Below are 16494 nucleotides of genomic sequence, written 5' to 3'. Positions count from 1 at the left end.
GCCCTGACCGAGCGGGAGCAGGAGCTCGCCCAGGCCACCGCCCGGCTCGCCGCCGAACGCCACCGGCTGACCGAACGCCTGGCCGAGCACGGCGTCACCGTCCCGCGCAACGCCACCCCCGACCAGCTCGGCGCGGCCGTAGCCGGGGCGGTCGCGCGGGCCGACGGCGCCCTCGAACGGGTCCGCGAGGAACGCAGGCGCGCCGCCGAGCTGGAGACCGTCGTCGCGGAGAAGGATCACGAGGCCAAGGTCGCCCACGAGCTGGCGCTGCGCCTGCGGGCCAACGCCTTCGAGCGGTGGTTGTGCGCCGAGGCGCTGGCCGTGCTGGTCGCCGCGGCGTCCGAGACGCTGATGGAGCTGTCCGACGGCCAGTACGAGCTGGCGCTCGGCGAACGCACCGGCGACATCGAGGTCATCGACCACGGCGAGGCCGGCCTGCGGCGCAGCGCCCGCACGCTGTCCGGCGGCGAGACCTTCCAGGCCGCGCTGTCCCTGGCCCTGGCGCTGTCGGGGGCCGTCGCCAGAGGGCTCGACTCGATCTTCCTGGACGAGGGCTTCGGCACCCTCGACCCGGCCACCCTCGACACCGTCGCCACCACCCTCGAACGCCTGGCCGCCGGTCAGGAGCGCATGATCGGCGTCGTCACCCACGTCCCGGCGCTGGCCGACCGGGTGCCGGCGCGCTTCGAGGTGCTGCGCGACGCGAAGGGCTCGCACGTGCGCAAGGTGGGGCCGTGAACCCGGGCTTCACCGTCGACCCCTGGGACCCGGGTTACGCCGCCGCGATCGCCGTCGAGGCCCTGTCCGAGCTGGGCGCCACCAGCGCCGAGCTGGTCCTCGACATCGAGCGGCCGGCCGCCGACTGGAAGCCGGTCACGCCGGGCCCCGGCGCCGCCGCCCCCGAGACGCTGCTGGTCGCCGACGGGGTGCGCCGGATCGACGCCCGCGTGTGGGTGCACGATCCCGACCTGCCGATGCCCGTCCCCGGGATCGCCGCCTCCTACGCCGCCGGGATCGTCCGCTGCGGGCGCGAGGGGGCCGAGCTGGCCGCGATCGAGGTCAACAGGACGCTGATCTCGGCCTCGCCGTACGCGCCGGAGGTCAAGACCGCGCACGCCTCCTACCTGCCGAACAAGGCCGCCGACTCCAGCTTCGAGGAGCTGTCGCTCGCCCTGCAACGCCAGGTCACCCAGCTGGAGGTGGACCTCGCGGTCCGCCACCGGTCGCTGGGCGACGACCTGCTGCTGGTGGACGGCCCGCTGCGGGGGCGCACCCACCTGCCGCGGACCGTCGGCTACATCAAGACGCACCACGCGGCGTACCTGCCGCAGCCGCAGTCGGCCGTGGTGGCCGCGCTCACGCCGGGGCAGCGCACGCCGGTGTTCCTCATGGGCACCAGCTGGCGCCGGCACGCCTGGTACCTGCGGCTGCCGGTCCAGTCGACGGCGCCGTGGGCGGGGATCGCCCGCTGCGAGGCCAGCGCCGAGCTCGACCCCGCGCAGGTCGTCGAGCTGGCCGACGCCGTCACGCTGGCCCTGCCGGCGCTGGCCGGCGTCGACTACAAGGACCCGCGCGCCCCCCAGAACCTGGTCCCGATCGGCGGCCTGGAGAAGCTGCTCCGCCACCACCTGGGCGACCCGCGCCTGCTCTACCGCTCACTGCGCACGGCCGCCCACCAGTAGCCGGGTCAGCCGGCCGGGAGGGTGGCGGTGACGACCAGGCCGCCGCCCTCGCGCGGGCGGGCCGTCACGTCGCCTCCGTGCGCGACGGCCACCGAGCGCACGATCGACAGCCCGAGCCCCGCGCTCATCCCGGTGACCACCCGTTCGGCGCCGTGCCGGTGGAACGGCTTGAACAGCAGTGGCACGTCGTACGGCGGCACGCTCGGCCCGCTGTTGGTCACCTCCACCTCGGCCAGGCCGCCGGGCGCCGTCCGGCTCACCACCCGGACCCAACCGCCGCCGTCGCCGAGGTTGTGCCGGATGCCGTTCTCGACCAGGTTGTGCACCAGTCGTTCGAGCAGCAGCGCGTCGCCCGCGGTCGGCGCGGGCCCGGCCTCCTCCTTCACGACGACGTTCGCCTCCGCGGCGGCGCGGGCGGTCTGGGCGACCACGTGCGAGACGATGTCGGCGAGGTCCACCGGGGAGCGGTCGGCGATCTCCTGCTCGGAGCGGGCCAGCAGCAGCAGGCCCGAGATGAGCCGCTCGTGGCGGGCGTTGATCTGCAGCAGGCTCTCGCCCAGCTCCTTGACGTCGTCGGAGGCGGTACGCCGGTGCATCGCCAGCTCCACCAGGGCCCGGTTGAGCGTCAGGGGCGTGCGCAGCTCGTGGGAGGCGTTCGCGACGAACCTGCGCTGGCCGTCGAAGGAGTGGTCGAGCCGCTCCACCATCGTGTCGAACGTGTCGGCCAGCGTCTTGACCTCGTCAGGGGGGCCGCCGAGCGCGATGCGCTCGTGCAGGCCGCGCTCGGCCATGGGGGCGGCGGCGATCCTGCGCGCGGCCTCGGTCACCAGGTGCAGCGGGGCCAGCACGCGTCCGGCCACCACCCAGCCGAGCCCGATGGCGGTCCCGCACACCACGACGAGCGCGATCGCGCCCTGGGTGAGCAGCGAGGTCACGGCGGCCTCCCGCACCCCTTCCTCCTGCTGCCGCATCCAGTCGACGGCGGCGGGGCCGACCAGCTCGACGCCGTCCTGCTTGAGGAAGATCACGTTCTTGCGGGTGCCGGCAGTGGTCACGAACCGGTTCTCGAACGACTGCGCGAGCTGCTGGTTGAACAGCAGGTACGTGACGCCCAGCAGGGCCAGCCCCGCCACCAGGAACAGGGCGCCGTACACGAGGGTGAGGCGCAGCCTGAGGGTGGGGTGGGGCAGTCTCATGCGATCCGGTACCCCACTCCCGGCACCGTCTCCACCACCGGCGGGTCGGCCAGCTTGCGGCGCAGCTTGAGTATCGTCAGCCGCACCGCGCCGGTGAACGGGTCGGCGTGCTCGTCCCACGCCTTCTCCAGCAGGTGCTCGGCCGAGACGACCGTGCCCTGCGCCCGCATCAGCTCGGCCAGGACGGCGAACTCCTTCTTCGACAGCGGCACGAACCGCCCGTTCCTGAACACCTCCCTGCGCCCCGGGTCGAGCGTGATCCCGGCCCGGCGCAGCACCGGGGGAGTGGCCGGCCGTGAGCGCCGTCCCAGTGCCAGGACCCGCGCCGCCAGCTCGGGGAAGGCGAACGGCTTGGACAGGTAGTCGTCGGCCCCGATGGACAGCCCGCTGACCCGGTCGTCGAGCTGGGCGGCGGCCGTGAGCATCAGCACCCGCGCGTCGGACTCGGAGGCGACCAGCTCCCTGCACACGTCGTCGCCGTGCACGCGCGGCAGGTCGCGGTCCAGGACGACCACGTCGTAGTCGTTGACCGCGATCCGCTCCAGCGCCGCCGCGCCGTCGTGCGCGAGGTCGACCGCGTGGGTCTCGTCGCGCAGCCATTCGGCGATCGCGCCGGCGAGCACGCGCTCGTCCTCCACCACCAGCACCCGCATTCCGTACCTCCGGCTCGATTCTTGCGCGGGTGGTATTTGATCCGGATAAGCCGGAGATGGAAACGCTGGAGAAACACGTCCGCGTATTGCATCTCCCCTCGTAAGGCCACCGGCTTTCGATGGAGGAGAACATTCATGCGAGGACGATCCCTCATGGCGCTGGCCGCGGCCGCGCTGTTCCTGACGGCGTGCGGCGCCCAGGAAGGCGGATCGGACGTGGCGTCGGTGACCGGCACCGGCGCCAAGCCGACGGCCGGCGCCCCGGCCACCGCCGACCGCAACGCGCAGGCCGTGAAGTACACCACCTGCCTGCGCGAACAGGGCCTGGACATCGCCGACCCCGGCCCGGACGGCCGGATCCAGATGAAGTTCGACAAGGGCTCCGGCGGCCCGGAGAAGGTCCAGAAGGCGATGGACGCCTGCAAGGCGCTCCAGCCCGCGGGCATGAACCTGGGCAAGGGCGGCGACCCCAAGCAGGCCGAGAACATGCGCAAGCAGGCGCAGTGCATGCGGGACAACGGCGTGGAGGCGTTCCCCGACCCCGAGGGCGGCATGATGCGCATCACGCCCGAGGTGGGCGAGGACCCCGACTTCAAGGCCGCGCAGGAGAAGTGCCGGATGAACATCGGCGGGGGACAGGGGGGCTCTTGATGGGGACGGCCACCATCGACGGAAAGGCCGAGCCGGACGCTCCCTCCCCCCGCGCCCGCCGCCGCCGTGGCGGGCGGGCGGTCCTCGCCCTCGTCGGGGTGGCCGCCGTGGCGGGGGCGGCGGTCCTGGCGGTCAATCCCGGCGGGGTGCTGGACGGCGGCGCCGCCCCGTCCGCGTCGGCCGGCGCGCTGCCGCCGGCCACCACCCCGGTCACCCGCCAGACGCTGAACGACACCAGGGACGCCGACGGCGAGCTCGGCTACGGCCCGGTCACCACGGCCATGGCCAGGAAGGCCGGCACCGTCACCTGGCTCCCGGACAGCGGCGACCTGATCACCCGCGGCCGGTCCCTGTACCGCCTGGACAACAAGCCGGTCATGCTCCTGTACGGCACCACCCCCGCCTACCGCGACCTGCGGATCGGCAGCGAGGGCAAGGACGTCGAGAACCTGGAGCGCAACCTGCGCAAGCTCGGCTACGACGGCTTCACCGTGGACGACGAGTACACCTACGACACCGCCCAGGCGGTGCGGGAGTGGCAGGAGGACCGCGGCCTCGACGAGACCGGCGTGGTGGAGCTGGGACGGGTCGTCTTCGCCCCCGGCAAGGTCCGGGTGGAGAGCCTGGAGGCCGAGCAGGGCCAGCCCACCGGCCCCGGCCAGAAGATCCTCACCTACACGGGCACGAAGAAGGTCGTCACCGCCGAACTGGCCGCCGAGGACCAGCGGATGGCCAGGAAGGGCACCAAGGTCTCGGTCACCATGCCGGACGGCAAGGACGTGACCGGCCGGATCACCGAGGTGGCCACGATCATCGATCCCGGTGACGGGCAGAACGCCGACCCGGAGACCCGCCTGGAGGTGCAGGTCTCGCTGGGGAACGCCAAGGCCGCCAAGGGGCTGGACCGGGCGGCGGTGAAGGTGACGTTCACCGCCGACCGGCGGAAGGGCGTGCTGACCGTGCCGGTGTCGGCGCTGGTCGCGTTGCGGGAGGGCGGGTTCGGGGTGGAGGTGGTGGAGGGCGGCAGGTCGCGGTACGTCGCCGTGCGGACCGGGTTGTTCGCCGGTGGCCGCGTCGAGATCTCCGGCGACGGGCTCACCGACGGCATGACAGTGGGAATCCCGAAATGACCCCCACCCCGACCCCCTCCGAGCCCGCCACCCCGTCCCCCGCGGATGCGGGGCGGGGCATGATCGTGCTCACCGACGTGTCCAGGACCTATCCGGGCGGGGTGGCCGCGCTGGACTCGGTGTCGCTGGAGGTCCGGCACGGCGAGCTGGTCGCCATCGTCGGCCCGTCGGGCTCGGGCAAGTCCACGATGCTCAACGTCGTCGGCACCCTCGACCGTCCGTCGGCGGGCCGCGTCGAGATCGACGGCCACGACGTCTCCAAGCTGTCGGACAACCAGCTCTCGGCCCTGCGCGCGACCACGATCGGCTTCGTCTTCCAGCACTTCCACCTGGCCGCCAAGGTCACCGCCCTGGACAACGTGGCCGACGGCCTGATCTACACCGGCCTGCCGCCGGCCGAACGCCGCCGCCGGGCCGGGACGGCGCTGCGCCGCGTCGGCCTCGGGCACCGCGTCGACCACGAGCCGCACGAGCTGTCCGGCGGCGAGCGGCAGCGCGTGGCCATCGCCAGGGCGGTGGCCGGCGATCCGCCGCTGCTGCTGGCCGACGAGCCCACCGGCGCGCTGGACTCGGTGTCGGGCGCCGGCGTGATGGACCTGCTGCACGAGCTGAACGGGAGCGGCACCACCATCGTGATCATCACCCATGACCGGGAGATCGCCGCCGGCCTCCCCCGCCAGGTGAGCATGCGAGACGGCCGGATCGTCTCCGACTCGGGCTCTGAACCCGGTGCGGAGCTGCGCGGGCGCGGCGAAGAGGGCGGCGGCCGGTGCGTGCGCGAGCCCGTCGAATCCGAGGTGGCGTGATGGCGACCCTGGAGCGTCCCCGGCTCTCCCCGGCCAGGATGCGCCCGCGCGACGTGATGCGCGTGGGCGCGGTCGGCCTGCGTACGCGCCCGCTGCGGGCGTTCCTGTCGGCGCTCGGCATCGCGATCGGCATCGCCGCGATGATCGGCGTGGTCGGCATCTCGTCCTCCTCCAGCGCCGAGCTGGACCGGACGCTGTCCGCGCTGGGCACGAACCTGCTCACCGTCGCCTCCGGCACCACGCTCCTGGGCGAGGCGGCCCAGATGCCGACGGACGCCGAGGCGATGATCGAGCGCATCGGCCCGGTGGAGTCGGTCTCGTCCACGGGCAAGGTGCCCGAGGCGAAGGTCTACCGGAGCGAGGAGATCCCGACGCCCCAGACCAACGGCCTGGTCACGATCGCCGCCCGCCTCGACCTGCTGCCGACCGTGGGCGCGACGGTCCGCCGCGGCACCTGGCTCAACGCGGCCACCGAACGCTACCCGGCCGTGGTGCTCGGCTCGGCCGCCGCCCAGCGGCTCGGCATCGGCACGGTCACCCCCGACACCCAGGTGGTGATCGGCGGCATCCGGTTCACGGTGGTCGGGCTGCTCGACCCGGTGCCCCTGGCCGAGGAGCTGAACAGCGCGGCCCTGGTCGGCTGGCCGGTCGCGGAGTCCAGGCTGGACTTCGACGGGCATCCGACCACGCTCTACACCCGCTCGCAGGAGGCGAGGCTGGAGGACGTGCGGTCGGTCCTGGCCGGCACGGCCAACCCCGAGGCGCCCAACGAGGTGGACGTCTCCCGCCCGTCCGACGCGCTGGCCGCCAAGCAGGCGACCAGCCAGGCCTTCGCCGGGCTGCTGCTCGGCGTCGGGGCGGTGGCGCTGCTCGTCGGCGGCGTCGGCGTGGCCAACACGATGGTCATCTCGGTGCTGGAGCGCCGCGCGGAGATCGGCCTGCGCCGTTCGCTCGGCGCGACGCGCGGCCAGATCCGCACCCAGTTCCTCGCCGAGTCGCTGCTGCTGTCCGCGCTGGGCGGCGCGGGCGGGATCCTGCTGGGGGCCGGCGTCACCGTCGCCTACGCCTTCTCCCGCGGATGGCCGGCCGTGGTGCCCGCGTGGGCGACCGTCGGGGGCCTGGCGGCCACGCTGCTCATCGGCGCGGTGGCCGGGCTCTACCCGGCCGTGCGCGCCTCCCGGCTGTCGCCGACGGAGGCGCTGTCGGCGCCCTGAGACAAGCGCCCCGGGTCAGGACAGAGTGGACTCGGGGACGGGGGAGTAGCAGGTCGTCCTGCCGACGATCCTGACGTTCGGCCCGTCGAGCACGGTGAGCTCGAACGTCAGGTTCGTCCGGGGGTTGCGCACGACCGAGACGACAGGGGTCTCGTCACGCAGGTCGAGATCCTCGACGATCTGGTCGTAGCCCATGTCCTGGAGGGTGTGCAGCAGGCCGTCGGGGGCGTCGGCGGTCTCGCCCTCGGCCCGGACGAGCCGGCGCACCTGGCCGGGCACGCACGAGCGGTCTTCGGTCTCGTCGGAGCGGTCGGCCGGCGACACGCGCAGCGCGGCGCTGGTGAGCAGGGTGTCGGTGTCGGCGGTGAGCTGCCTGGCCGCCTCCTCGAAGGAGGACTGGCGGCCGGAGGTACAGGCTGCCGCGACCGCGACGCATACAAGCACCGCGGACATCACGACCGAGCGACCAGCCAGGCGCACGTTGGGACGATATCGGAGATCAATTCCGGGCGCAGGGGGATTAACGCAATATTAATGGCCGATATCAAAAGGCAATCCGGCCGCGCATTCTCAGGAGGGGCCGGTTCTCAGCTCGTCCAGCTTGCGTTCGATGCGGTCGAGGCGCCGGCACAGGTCCTCCAGGTCACCGCGTTCGGCTCCCTCCTCCTCGGGACGCAGGTGAACCAGGAGCGAGCCGCCGGGCTCCAGGCGTACCAGGTCGGTGTCGGTGACGCTCTCGGCCCCCCGGAGCTGGAGCATCACGTTGAGGTCGGCCTGCCGGACGCCCATCCGGCGCAGCGCCGAGGGGATGAAGTGCCCGTCGCGGGCCAGGACGACCGCCGTGCCCTCGAACGCCCTGCCGACCGAGGGCACGGTCGCCGCCAGCCGCACCACGACCGAGTTGACCGCCACCAGGATCACCACGCCCACCAGGCCGCCGATCAGCGAGTTGTCCGGGCCGATGATCGCGTTCTGCACGACGTTGCTCATCAGCAGCATGACCACGAAGTCGAAGTTGTTGAGCTGCGCGATGCCGCGTTTGCCGGTGATGCGGAGCAGCACGGCGATCGTCACGTAGACGGCGATCGTCCTGACGGTCTTGTCGGCGACGGAGACCCCCAGGTCGAACAGGTCGCTCACCGGCGCCTCAGCTTGGCGATCAGCCCCAGGTCCTCCACGCAGCGTCCGAGCCCCAGGGCCACCGAGTCGCTGGGCCGCTCCGCGCGCCGCACCGGCATGGACAGCCCCTCCTGCAGCCGCCGGCGCAGGCCGGGCAGCAGCGCGCCGCCGCCGACCAGCACCATTCCGCGCTCGCCCAGGTCGGCGGTCAGCTCGGGAGGGCAGCGTTCCATGGTGTGCTCCGCGGCCCGCACGATGTGCTCGACCGGCTGGACGGCCGCCTCGCGGACGCGCGCCGCGGGCAGCGCCACCGCGCGCTCCTCGCCGGTGCCGGAGTCCCTGCCGCGGATCAGCACGTTTCCGGCCGGCTCCCGCGTCGCGCGCAGCTTGGCCGACTCGGCCTCCCGCTCGTCGGCCAGCAGGCCGTGCTCGTCCTCGACCAGGCGGGCGACCGCGCGGGTCACGGCGTTCCCGCCGCCGCGCACGGTTCCGGCGGCGACCACGGCCCCGCAGGAGAGCACGGCGACCCTGGTGGCGTCCCGGCCGATGTCGACGACCATGTGCCCGGTGCCGTCGCGGACCGGCAGGCCCGCGCCGAGCGCGGCCGCGATCGCGTGCTTGACCAGCAGGATCCCGCGGGCCTCCGCCTCGAAGCCGGCGTCGCGCAGCGCCACCCGCTCGATCGGCGTGAACTCGTCGGGCACGGCCATCACCAGGCGCGGGCGGGGGAACGGGTGCCGGTGCACCTTGCGCAGGAAGTGCCTGATCATGCGCCGGGCGAGCTCGCCGTCCTGGGGCAGGCCGTCGCTGATCGGCCAGTACGTCTCGCCGTCCGTGCCGTCGGCGCCGTCCGCGCCGTCCAGGGCCTCGGCGCCGAAGCGGACGACCCTGCCCGTCTGCCTGTCGCGCAGGACGACCGACGGCTCGTCCAGCACGATGCCCCTGCCCTTGGCGTAGATCCTCGTGCCGGCCGCGCCGAGGTCGATCGCCAGGTCACGACCCAGGAGGCTCATCGCCGTACTGGGAGGTTGAGCATCATGCCTGGGTGTATATCCGGCGCTTCTCCAACGCAACACCAGGAACCGCAGAGTTCCGTTTTACCCTTCGCGCCGCAGGGCGGCCAGGGTCTCGTCGGCCCACTCGATGCCGGAGCGCGCCTGGTGCAGGCCGAGGGACAGCGCGTACTGGCCGAACAGGCCCCCGGGCCGGCAGTCGAGCGTCGCGAGGCGGGCCTGGAAGTGGGCCTTGATGCGCTCGACCACGGCGACGGCCTGCCCGGTGTCGAGCAGGGCCAGCAGGAACGCCTGGAGGGCGGTCTCGCTGCGCACGGTCGCCGACGGGTCGTGGCCGACCAGCCACTCGGTGACCAGCGCGCGGCCCTCGGCGGTGATGGCGTAGATCTTGCGGCCCCGGGCGCCCTCGTGCTCGACCGTCACCAGGCCGTCGGCGGCCATCTTGACCAATTCCGGATAGATCTGCGTGTGCCCCGCCTGCCAGACGTGGTTGAGCGAGTGCTCGAACTTCTTGGCCAGGTCGTAGCCGCTGGCCGGGCCTTTGGTGGCGAGCAGGCCGAGGAGCGCGATCCGCAGGGACATGCCCGCCAGCATAGCGAAGGCTTGACATGTCAGCTCTTACATATCAATCTTCACCTGTGACTTATGACATGAAGCCCAAGGGCAACGGGCTGGTGTTGCTGGCGGTGCTCGGCGGGATGTTCCTGGCGATGCTCGACCAGACGATCGTCGGCACCGCGCTGCCCCGCATCACCGGCGAGCTGGGCGGCACCCGGCTCTACACCTGGGTGGTCACGGCCTATCTGCTCACCTCCACCGTCACCGTGCCGCTGTACGGCAGGCTGTCCGACCAGCACGGCAGGAAGCCGCTGCTGCTCGTCGGGATGTCGGTGTTCGTCGTCGGATCGGCGTTGTGCGGGCTCGCCCAGGACATGACCCAGCTCATCGCCTTCCGCGCCGTGCAGGGGCTGGGCGCGGGCGCGTTGCTGCCGCTGTCGCTGGCCCTGGTGATGGAGATGTTCCCGCCCGGACGCAACGGCGCCCGCGTGCAGGGCGCACTCGGCGGCGTGATGGCGTTGACGTACCTGGCCGGGCCCTTCCTGGGCGGGTTGTTCACCGACCACGCGAGCTGGCGGTGGGCCTTCTACGTGAACGTGCCGCTCGGGATCGTGCTGATCGCGATCGTGGTGCTGCGGCTGCCGTTCCGTCCGGGCACCGGCGGCGGGGGCCGGCCGGACTACGCGGGCATCGCGGTGTTCAGCGTGGCCATCAGCGCCCTGCTGCTCGGCCTGACCGAGAAGGGCCTGGACGGCAACTCCTGGACCTCCCCGCCCGTGGCCGGGCCGATCCTGCTGGGGCTGGTCCTGCTGGCCGCGTTCGTGCTGGTCGAGCTGCGGGCGGCGAACCCGGTCATGCCGATGCACCTGTTCCGGGACCGCACGTACACGCTGGTCAACGCGACCTCGTTCTTCACCGCCTTCTGCATGTACGCCGGCGTGGTGTTCCTGCCGCGCTACTTCCAGCAGGCGCTGGGCGTCAGCGCCACCGAGTCCGGGCTGAGGATCTACCCGATGACGCTGGCGATGGTGGCGGGCAGCGCGCTCATGGGCACGCTGATGTCCAGGACGCGCACGTACAAGCCGTGGCTGGTCGGGGCGCCGTTCCTGCTGGTGGCCGGCAGCCTGCTCTGCCTGAACCTCACCGTGCGCACCGACGGCCTGCTGCTGGCCGGGTGGATGGCACTGCTCGGGCTCGGCATGGGGCCGATGTTGTCGGGGCTGACCGTGGCCGTGCAGCAGGCCGTCGCGCCGCGGTACATCGGCACGGCCTCGGCCAACCTCACCTTCTTCCGGCAGATCGGCGGCTCGGTGGCGCTGGCGCTGGCCGGCACCGCGTACACGTCGGTCATCACCACGGACGCGCCGGTCCACGGGCTCGCGGCCGCGCACGCCTCGGCGGCGGCCGTGGTCATCCCGTCGCTGGGCGTGGCGGGCGCGGTGATCGCCCTGGTCGCGCTGGTCATGATGCCCGGCAGGCGGCTGGAGCAGGCGCCCGCGGCGGAAAGCAGAGTGGAGGCCGGTTTCGCGTCGTAAGCGACGTCGTGCGAAGCTGTGGATGTCCCCAGAACCAGGAGGTCCTCATGGCGGAAACACCGGAGCCGGAAGTCAGCGAGACTCCCGAGGACGAGATGAAGCGCAAGTTCCGCGAGGCGTTGGAACGCAAGCGCGGGCAGCAGGCCGACTCGGCCGCGGGTGGCAGGGGCGTGGACCCGTCGAAGATCCACGGGGCGCACGGTCCGGCAGCGAGTAAAAGATCCTTCAGGCGCAAGAGCGGCGGCTGAAAGGTCCGATTTAGCAGGGGGTACGGCATGCCGTGCCCCCTTTCTCTTTACCTCGATAGGTAGATCTTTACCCGGTTCATGACGATTCGTTTGTATTTGTCCGAATCTCTGGGTACCGTCTTAACCAATTACCAGCTGGTGGCGTAGTCCCTACCAGGAGAGGGACGACAGCTGGCGCCGAATCCCGACTTGTCGGGAACCGGGGACCCATCTCATTGGGGTGAATCCGGCCATGTGCCGGTAGGGCATCTCCACGCCCGAACCCGTCAGCTAACCCGGTAGGCGAGATGGAGAGGACTTCACGCATGTACCACCTCGTCGTACCCCCGGACAGTGTAGTGACGACCGCCTGCTGAGCGGTCTCTTCCCTGACTTCCCCCACGCGCCGCGTAACCACCTTTTCGGCGCTCTGCCCGGTTACGCACCGTAGTCACGCGCGTTCCCCCTGTCCCCTCGCGAAGGACTTCACTGCTTCATGTCTCGATTTGGCCTGCGCTCTCTCGCCCTGCTGTCCGTGTCCGCCATGGGCGCGCTGACGATCTCCGCCACCGGCGCCCACGCCGACACCGGCGACGACCAGAAGATCCTGCTCAAGGGTTCCACGAAGGCCTCCTACTTCTGGGACGACTCCTCCGGCCGGGCCGGCGACACCGGCCTCCCCGCCAGCGGCAAGCCCATGCAGAAGGGCCTGGCCGCCAGCCCGAGCTGGCCCCTCATGACCGAGGGTTACGTGACCTACAACGGCAAGAAGATGCCGTTCTTCGTGGGCGACCGCGGCCCCGGCGAGCCCTCCAGCCGTGGCGTCATGCTCGACCTCGACGCCAAGACCTTCGCCGAGCTGACCGGCGGCACCTTCAACCCCGACACGCTCGGCGTGGACGGCAACGGCGGCCAGGGCCACATCAAGATCGACTACGTCATCACCAAGTGGGGCGACGGCAAGGGCAAGAAGAACTACCCCGTGGCCTTCTCCACCGGCGCGTGGGGCAGGTTCGACGACAACCCGGCCGAGCCTCCCAAGGTGCTGGCCGACAAGCCCGCCGAGGACGCGGCCGGTTCCGCCGGCGGCCAGGTCGGGAAGACCGTCGCGATGGGCGGCACCGTCATGGCCGGCGTGCTCGTGCTGGCCGGCGGCGGCGTGGTGCTCGGCGGCGAGCGCCTGCGCAAGCTCCTCAACGACTGATCTCCGGACAGACCGCTCTTTACGCCTCGCGACCAGAATGTCATTCTGGTCGCTGTGATCCAGCGCGCAGCCGCCAACGGCATCGAGATCGCCTACGAGAGCTTCGGCTCACCCGCGGGCAGGCCCCTGCTGCTCATCATGGGACTCGGCGCCCAGCTCATCCACTGGGACGACGAGTTCTGCGAACTCCTGGCCGAGCAGGGCCACCACGTCGTCAGGTTCGACAACCGCGACGCGGGCCTGTCCACCCATCTCCACGACGAGGGCGTGCCCGCATGGGGCGCGCCCTCGCCGTACGTGCTGGACGACCTGGCCGACGACAGCGCCGGGCTCATGGACGTCCTGGGCCTGCCCGCCGCGCACGTCGTCGGCGCCTCGATGGGCGGGATGATCGCCCAGGCGCTGGCCATCCGGCACCCGGCTCGGGTGCTGAGCCTGACCTCGATCATGTCCACGCCCGGCCCGCAGGCGGCCCCGCCGACCGAGGCGGCCGCCGCGGTGCTCTTCGCCAAGCCCGCGACCGACCGCGAGGGGGTCGTCGCCGGCGCGCTGACGACCTGGGCCGTGCTCGGGTCCCCCGGCTGGGAGCTGGACCGCGAACGCGTCACCAGGCTGGCCGGGCTCGCCTTCGACCGCTGCCACGACCCGGCCGGCACGGCCCGCCAGCTCGCCGCCATCATGGCCTCCGGCGACCGCACGTCCGCGCTGGGCGGGCTGAAGGTGCCGGCGCTGGTCATCCACGGCGAGGACGACCAGCTCGTGCCGCTCGCCGGCGGGCGGGCCACGGCCGCCGCCATCCCGGGCGCCCGCCTGGTCACCTACCCCGGCATGGGCCACGACCTGCCCCGCGCCCTCTGGCCCGCGATCGTCGCCGAGATCACCGCCCACACCGGCTCCGCGACGCCCGCCCGGCCCGAGCCCGCCGCGTGACCCGCCGCATGACTCGCCGCGGAGCCTCGCTGCGCGGGCCGGTCAGAGCTCCAGCTTCTCCTCGATGACCTTGAGCATGTGCCGGGCCAAGGCCAGGTTGGCCCGGTTGCGGTCGAGGGCGAGGTAGAGGAACAGGCCCTTGCCGCTGCGGCCGGTCAGCGGGCGGATGATGTGATACTGGGCGGTCAGCGTGATCAGGATGTCCTCGATGCCGTCCTTGAGGCCCAGCGAGTCCATCGTGCGCAGTTTGGCCTTGATGACCTCGGTGTTGCCCGCCGCCGCGACCTGCAGGTCCAGCTCCTTCGAGCCGCCGAGCGTGCCGAGCGCCATGCCGCTGCCGTGGTCGACGATCGCCGCCCCGATCGTGCCGTCGATGCTCATCATCTCTTTGAGGGAGACGTCCATGCCTGCCATGCTTTCCTCCGCTTCGGTGGGGATGGTCAGTGCTTGCGTGCCACGGCGGCCACGGAGGCCGCCGTCTTCCTGCCCTCCAGCCGGAGGAGTCCGACGTTGGCGCCGGGTCCCGCCAGAACCGTGAGGACGATCGTGGGGCCCGCGGCGTAGAAGGCCACGAACCCGGCGGTGCCGGACACGAGGGTCTCCTCGAACGTCCCGCGGCCCGCCATGGTCAGCATCCGGCCGCTCATCGCGAGCAGCGCCGCCGACAGCGCCGCCACCTGCTCGCCGGTGTCTCCTTGCAGGTCGCAGGCGATCCGCAGGCCGTCGACGGTGCACGCGACGCTGCCGGTGACGTCCGGCGTGCGGCCGCGCAGGAGCCCCATCTCCGCCAGGACCTCTTGCCGTAGCTCCACGGGTGGCCTCCTCCTGCGTCGTGAGGGGAACCTCACGGCATCTCCTCCAGCGCCTTCTTCAGCCGCAGCAGCAGCGTCAGATCGGTCGGGTCGCCCGTCGGCACCGGCCCGGCGGCCCCCGCCCGCCCGTTCCCGGCGGGAACTGCCACCGCGCCCGGCACCCGCCTGGGCAGCGCCTCCCCGTCGTCCGGACGGCGTTGCGCGGGCCGTAGCGGGTCCGGCGGGACGAGGAGGCCGGCGGCGGCCAGCCTCCTGACGGCCACCAGCACCGAGTAGCCCGACCGGCCCAGGTGCCGGGCCAGCTCCAGCGGGGTCGCCTTGTGGTCGGCCCGTACGACGACCTCCCACTGCACCTGGCTGAGCGCCACCCCGTGCCCGGGCAGGCGCGGGACCGGCCGCACGGGCTGGGTGTCCACCTCCGGCGAGGGCCAGATGCCGGCCAGCTGCTCCCGGCGGCGGGCGGACTCCCGCACCAGCTCCTGGACGTCGAAGAACCACTGCCCGCCCAGCCAGTGCTCCTCGCCGGGCCGGAACTTCGGCCGCACGCCGGTCACCGGCAGCAGGAAGAAGGCGGCGTCCTGGACCACGCCGAGCACGGCGTACTGGAGCTCGGCCAGGGTGACCGGGCCGTCCTGGAGCAGCCGGGCGCGGCCGCCGTCGGCCTGCAGGGCACGCAGGGCCGACTCCGGCACGCGCCCCCTGGCCGCGAACAGCCGCTCGACGCCCGGCGTCTGGGCGCACTCCATGTACGTCACGCGCCCGTCCGACAGGTAGATCGTGCCGTTCCGGCCCACGCGGAGCGCCCCCGTCGCGCGTTCGCGGGCGAGTCCGGCGAGGAGTGAGTCGAGCGCGGCCATGGCTCAGGTGGTCAGCAGGTCGGAGATGGCCCGCAGGCGGTACCGGGCCAGGGCCAGGTTCGACCGTTCCGGGTCGAGGCGGACGTAGATGACCAGCGGCCCCTCGAAGACCGTCTCCAGCAGCCGGAGCAGGTGGTGCCCCCGGTCGGTGGTGACGAGCATGTCGTCGATGCGCACGATCTCGCCGGGACACGTCCGGGTCAGCCCGTCGGTGGTGGCGCGCAGCGCCTCGGTCAGCGCGGCGGCGGACCTGTCGGCGTCCACGCCGGACGCGCTGCTGAAGGCGACCGCCATGCCGCTCGTGCCGTCGACCAGCATGGCGTCGAGCGCGCCCGGTATCGACATGACCTCCGCCAGGCAGGTGTCCACTCCCAGCACCGCGAGCCTCCCTCCGTCGTGGGACGGGGAAAGCGTAGGGGGCCACAAGAGACCAGAAGGCAGGCGATTTACCGAGGGATACGTTTTTATACGGCTAGGACGAAGAAAAGCATCACTCGTGCGGAAATATGATCAATTCACGAGGTTTTTTCACGATGGCGGAGCATTTCGTGCACGTTCTCCTCGGCCCACCGCGCGACCACCGAGATCGGCGCGTGCAGCGAGCGGCCCAGGTCGGTCAGCGCGTACTCCACCCGCGGCGGCACCTCGGCGAAGACCTCGCGGGTGATCAGCCCGTCCAGCTCCATGGCCCGCAGCGTCTGGGTGAGCACCTTCGGCGTCACCCCGCCGATCCGCCCGCGCAGCACGGTGAAGCGCATCGGCCCGTCGCTGAGGCTGAGCAGCACCAGCACCGACCACTTGTCGCCGATCCGGTCGAGGACCAGCCGAGTCGGGCAGTTCGGGTCGAAGGCATCACCGGTATCCATAAGGTACTTATAGCACGATGAAGTAACCAGTATCCATTGGA

At 72.1% G+C, this 16494-nt stretch carries 21 protein-coding genes and 1 riboswitch; of the genes, 10 read left to right on the top strand and 11 right to left on the bottom strand.

Going from position 1 to position 16494, the window contains the following annotated elements; translation table 11 throughout:
* Both ACWCSD_RS07725 and ACWCSD_RS07720 read left to right on the top strand, forming a co-directional pair.
* Positions 1-738, top strand: a 738-nt coding sequence (locus ACWCSD_RS07725; protein WP_449913585.1) for an SbcC/MukB-like Walker B domain-containing protein, incomplete at its 5' end; no start/stop codon positions are given.
* Positions 735-1682: a hypothetical protein gene (locus ACWCSD_RS07720; RefSeq protein ID WP_358288212.1), complete on the top strand. Its 948-nt coding sequence runs from the start codon at positions 735-737 to the stop codon at positions 1680-1682. The genes ACWCSD_RS07725 and ACWCSD_RS07720, both read left to right, overlap by 4 nt.
* Before the next feature lie 5 nt (positions 1683-1687).
* Here the strand turns inward: ACWCSD_RS07720 and ACWCSD_RS07715 are convergent, their stop codons facing one another.
* Both ACWCSD_RS07715 and ACWCSD_RS07710 read right to left on the bottom strand, forming a co-directional pair.
* A complete protein-coding gene (locus ACWCSD_RS07715) occupies positions 1688-2878 on the bottom strand; it encodes a sensor histidine kinase (protein ID WP_397166074.1) in 1191 nt (396 codons plus the stop codon).
* Positions 2875-3531 carry a response regulator transcription factor gene (locus ACWCSD_RS07710; RefSeq protein ID WP_352352030.1) on the bottom strand — a complete coding sequence of 219 codons (657 nt, stop codon included), beginning with the start codon at positions 3529-3531 and terminating at the stop codon, positions 2875-2877. The genes ACWCSD_RS07715 and ACWCSD_RS07710 overlap by 4 nt, the downstream gene beginning before the upstream one ends.
* 135 nt (positions 3532-3666) lie before the next feature.
* Here ACWCSD_RS07710 and ACWCSD_RS07705 point away from each other — a divergent pair, with 135 nt between their 5' ends.
* The 4 genes from ACWCSD_RS07705 to ACWCSD_RS07690 are packed head-to-tail and all read left to right on the top strand — an operon-like array spanning position 3667 to position 7332.
* Complete coding sequence (locus tag ACWCSD_RS07705) at positions 3667-4182, top strand: hypothetical protein (RefSeq protein WP_358288207.1); 516 nt, start codon at positions 3667-3669, stop codon at positions 4180-4182.
* Positions 4182-5312, top strand: a complete 1131-nt coding sequence (locus ACWCSD_RS07700; protein WP_397166072.1) for an efflux RND transporter periplasmic adaptor subunit — start codon at positions 4182-4184, stop codon at positions 5310-5312. The genes ACWCSD_RS07705 and ACWCSD_RS07700 overlap by 1 nt, the downstream gene beginning before the upstream one ends.
* A 59-nt stretch (positions 5313-5371) precedes the next feature.
* Positions 5372-6118: an ABC transporter ATP-binding protein gene (locus tag ACWCSD_RS07695; RefSeq protein ID WP_397166152.1), complete on the top strand. Its 747-nt coding sequence runs from the start codon at positions 5372-5374 to the stop codon at positions 6116-6118.
* On the top strand, positions 6118-7332 hold the full coding sequence (locus tag ACWCSD_RS07690; RefSeq protein ID WP_449913583.1) for an ABC transporter permease: 1215 nt from the start codon (positions 6118-6120) through the stop codon (positions 7330-7332). Before ACWCSD_RS07695 ends, ACWCSD_RS07690 begins: the two co-directional genes overlap by 1 nt.
* 15 nt (positions 7333-7347) lie before the next feature.
* On the opposite strand, the gene ACWCSD_RS07685 is transcribed toward ACWCSD_RS07690, so the two are convergent.
* From ACWCSD_RS07685 to ACWCSD_RS07670, 4 genes are all read right to left on the bottom strand, one after another.
* Positions 7348-7812 carry a hypothetical protein gene (locus ACWCSD_RS07685; RefSeq protein WP_449913582.1) on the bottom strand — a complete coding sequence of 155 codons (465 nt, stop codon included), beginning with the start codon at positions 7810-7812 and terminating at the stop codon, positions 7348-7350.
* Positions 7813-7902: 90 nt separating this feature from the next.
* On the bottom strand, positions 7903-8472 hold the full coding sequence (locus tag ACWCSD_RS07680) for a DUF421 domain-containing protein (protein ID WP_397166067.1): 570 nt from the start codon (positions 8470-8472) through the stop codon (positions 7903-7905).
* The gene (locus tag ACWCSD_RS07675; RefSeq protein ID WP_449913581.1) at positions 8469-9464 is read right to left on the bottom strand and encodes a rod shape-determining protein; all 996 of its coding nucleotides are present in this window, start codon (positions 9462-9464) and stop codon (positions 8469-8471) included. Before ACWCSD_RS07675 ends, ACWCSD_RS07680 begins: the two co-directional genes overlap by 4 nt.
* A gap of 84 nt (positions 9465-9548) precedes the next feature.
* Positions 9549-10046: a PadR family transcriptional regulator gene (locus ACWCSD_RS07670; RefSeq protein ID WP_358288189.1), complete on the bottom strand. Its 498-nt coding sequence runs from the start codon at positions 10044-10046 to the stop codon at positions 9549-9551.
* 56 nt (positions 10047-10102) lie between these two features.
* Between ACWCSD_RS07670 and ACWCSD_RS07665 the strand changes: the two genes are divergently transcribed.
* The 4 genes from ACWCSD_RS07665 to ACWCSD_RS07650 all read left to right on the top strand — a co-directional run bounded on the left by ACWCSD_RS07665 (position 10103) and on the right by ACWCSD_RS07650 (position 13918).
* The gene (locus tag ACWCSD_RS07665) at positions 10103-11557 is read left to right on the top strand and encodes an MDR family MFS transporter (protein WP_449913579.1); all 1455 of its coding nucleotides are present in this window, start codon (positions 10103-10105) and stop codon (positions 11555-11557) included.
* 47 nt (positions 11558-11604) lie between these two features.
* Complete coding sequence (locus ACWCSD_RS07660) at positions 11605-11805, top strand: DUF5302 domain-containing protein (RefSeq protein WP_352323331.1); 201 nt, start codon at positions 11605-11607, stop codon at positions 11803-11805.
* Positions 11806-11970: 165 nt separating this feature from the next.
* Positions 11971-12105: riboswitch (cyclic di-AMP (ydaO/yuaA leader) on the top strand.
* A 175-nt stretch (positions 12106-12280) separates the two neighbouring features.
* Positions 12281-12988, top strand: a complete 708-nt coding sequence (locus tag ACWCSD_RS07655; protein WP_387670800.1) for a hypothetical protein — start codon at positions 12281-12283, stop codon at positions 12986-12988.
* 54 nt (positions 12989-13042) lie between these two features.
* The gene (locus ACWCSD_RS07650) at positions 13043-13918 is read left to right on the top strand and encodes an alpha/beta fold hydrolase (RefSeq protein WP_358288184.1); all 876 of its coding nucleotides are present in this window, start codon (positions 13043-13045) and stop codon (positions 13916-13918) included.
* Positions 13919-13960: 42 nt separating this feature from the next.
* On the opposite strand, the gene ACWCSD_RS07645 is transcribed toward ACWCSD_RS07650, so the two are convergent.
* The 5 genes from ACWCSD_RS07645 to ACWCSD_RS07625 all read right to left on the bottom strand — a co-directional run bounded on the left by ACWCSD_RS07645 (position 13961) and on the right by ACWCSD_RS07625 (position 16453).
* Entirely contained in the window at positions 13961-14332 is a 372-nt protein-coding gene (locus ACWCSD_RS07645; protein ID WP_352352019.1) for a hypothetical protein, read from the bottom strand.
* Positions 14333-14358: 26 nt separating this feature from the next.
* The gene (locus ACWCSD_RS07640) at positions 14359-14730 is read right to left on the bottom strand and encodes a roadblock/LC7 domain-containing protein (RefSeq protein WP_449913577.1); all 372 of its coding nucleotides are present in this window, start codon (positions 14728-14730) and stop codon (positions 14359-14361) included.
* Between the two features lie 32 nt (positions 14731-14762).
* Complete coding sequence (locus tag ACWCSD_RS07635; protein ID WP_397166062.1) at positions 14763-15587, bottom strand: DUF4388 domain-containing protein; 825 nt, start codon at positions 15585-15587, stop codon at positions 14763-14765.
* Positions 15588-15590: 3 nt separating this feature from the next.
* On the bottom strand, positions 15591-15965 hold the full coding sequence (locus tag ACWCSD_RS07630) for a roadblock/LC7 domain-containing protein (RefSeq protein WP_352352017.1): 375 nt from the start codon (positions 15963-15965) through the stop codon (positions 15591-15593).
* Between the two features lie 137 nt (positions 15966-16102).
* A complete protein-coding gene (locus ACWCSD_RS07625) occupies positions 16103-16453 on the bottom strand; it encodes a winged helix-turn-helix transcriptional regulator (RefSeq protein WP_358288175.1) in 351 nt (116 codons plus the stop codon).
* Between the last annotated feature and the right edge of the window lie 41 nt (positions 16454-16494).

It is taken from the genome of Nonomuraea sp. NPDC001684 (genome assembly GCF_053596515.1).
Note: the sequence above shows the minus strand (reverse complement) of the source record. Positions and strands in the feature narration are given on the sequence as shown.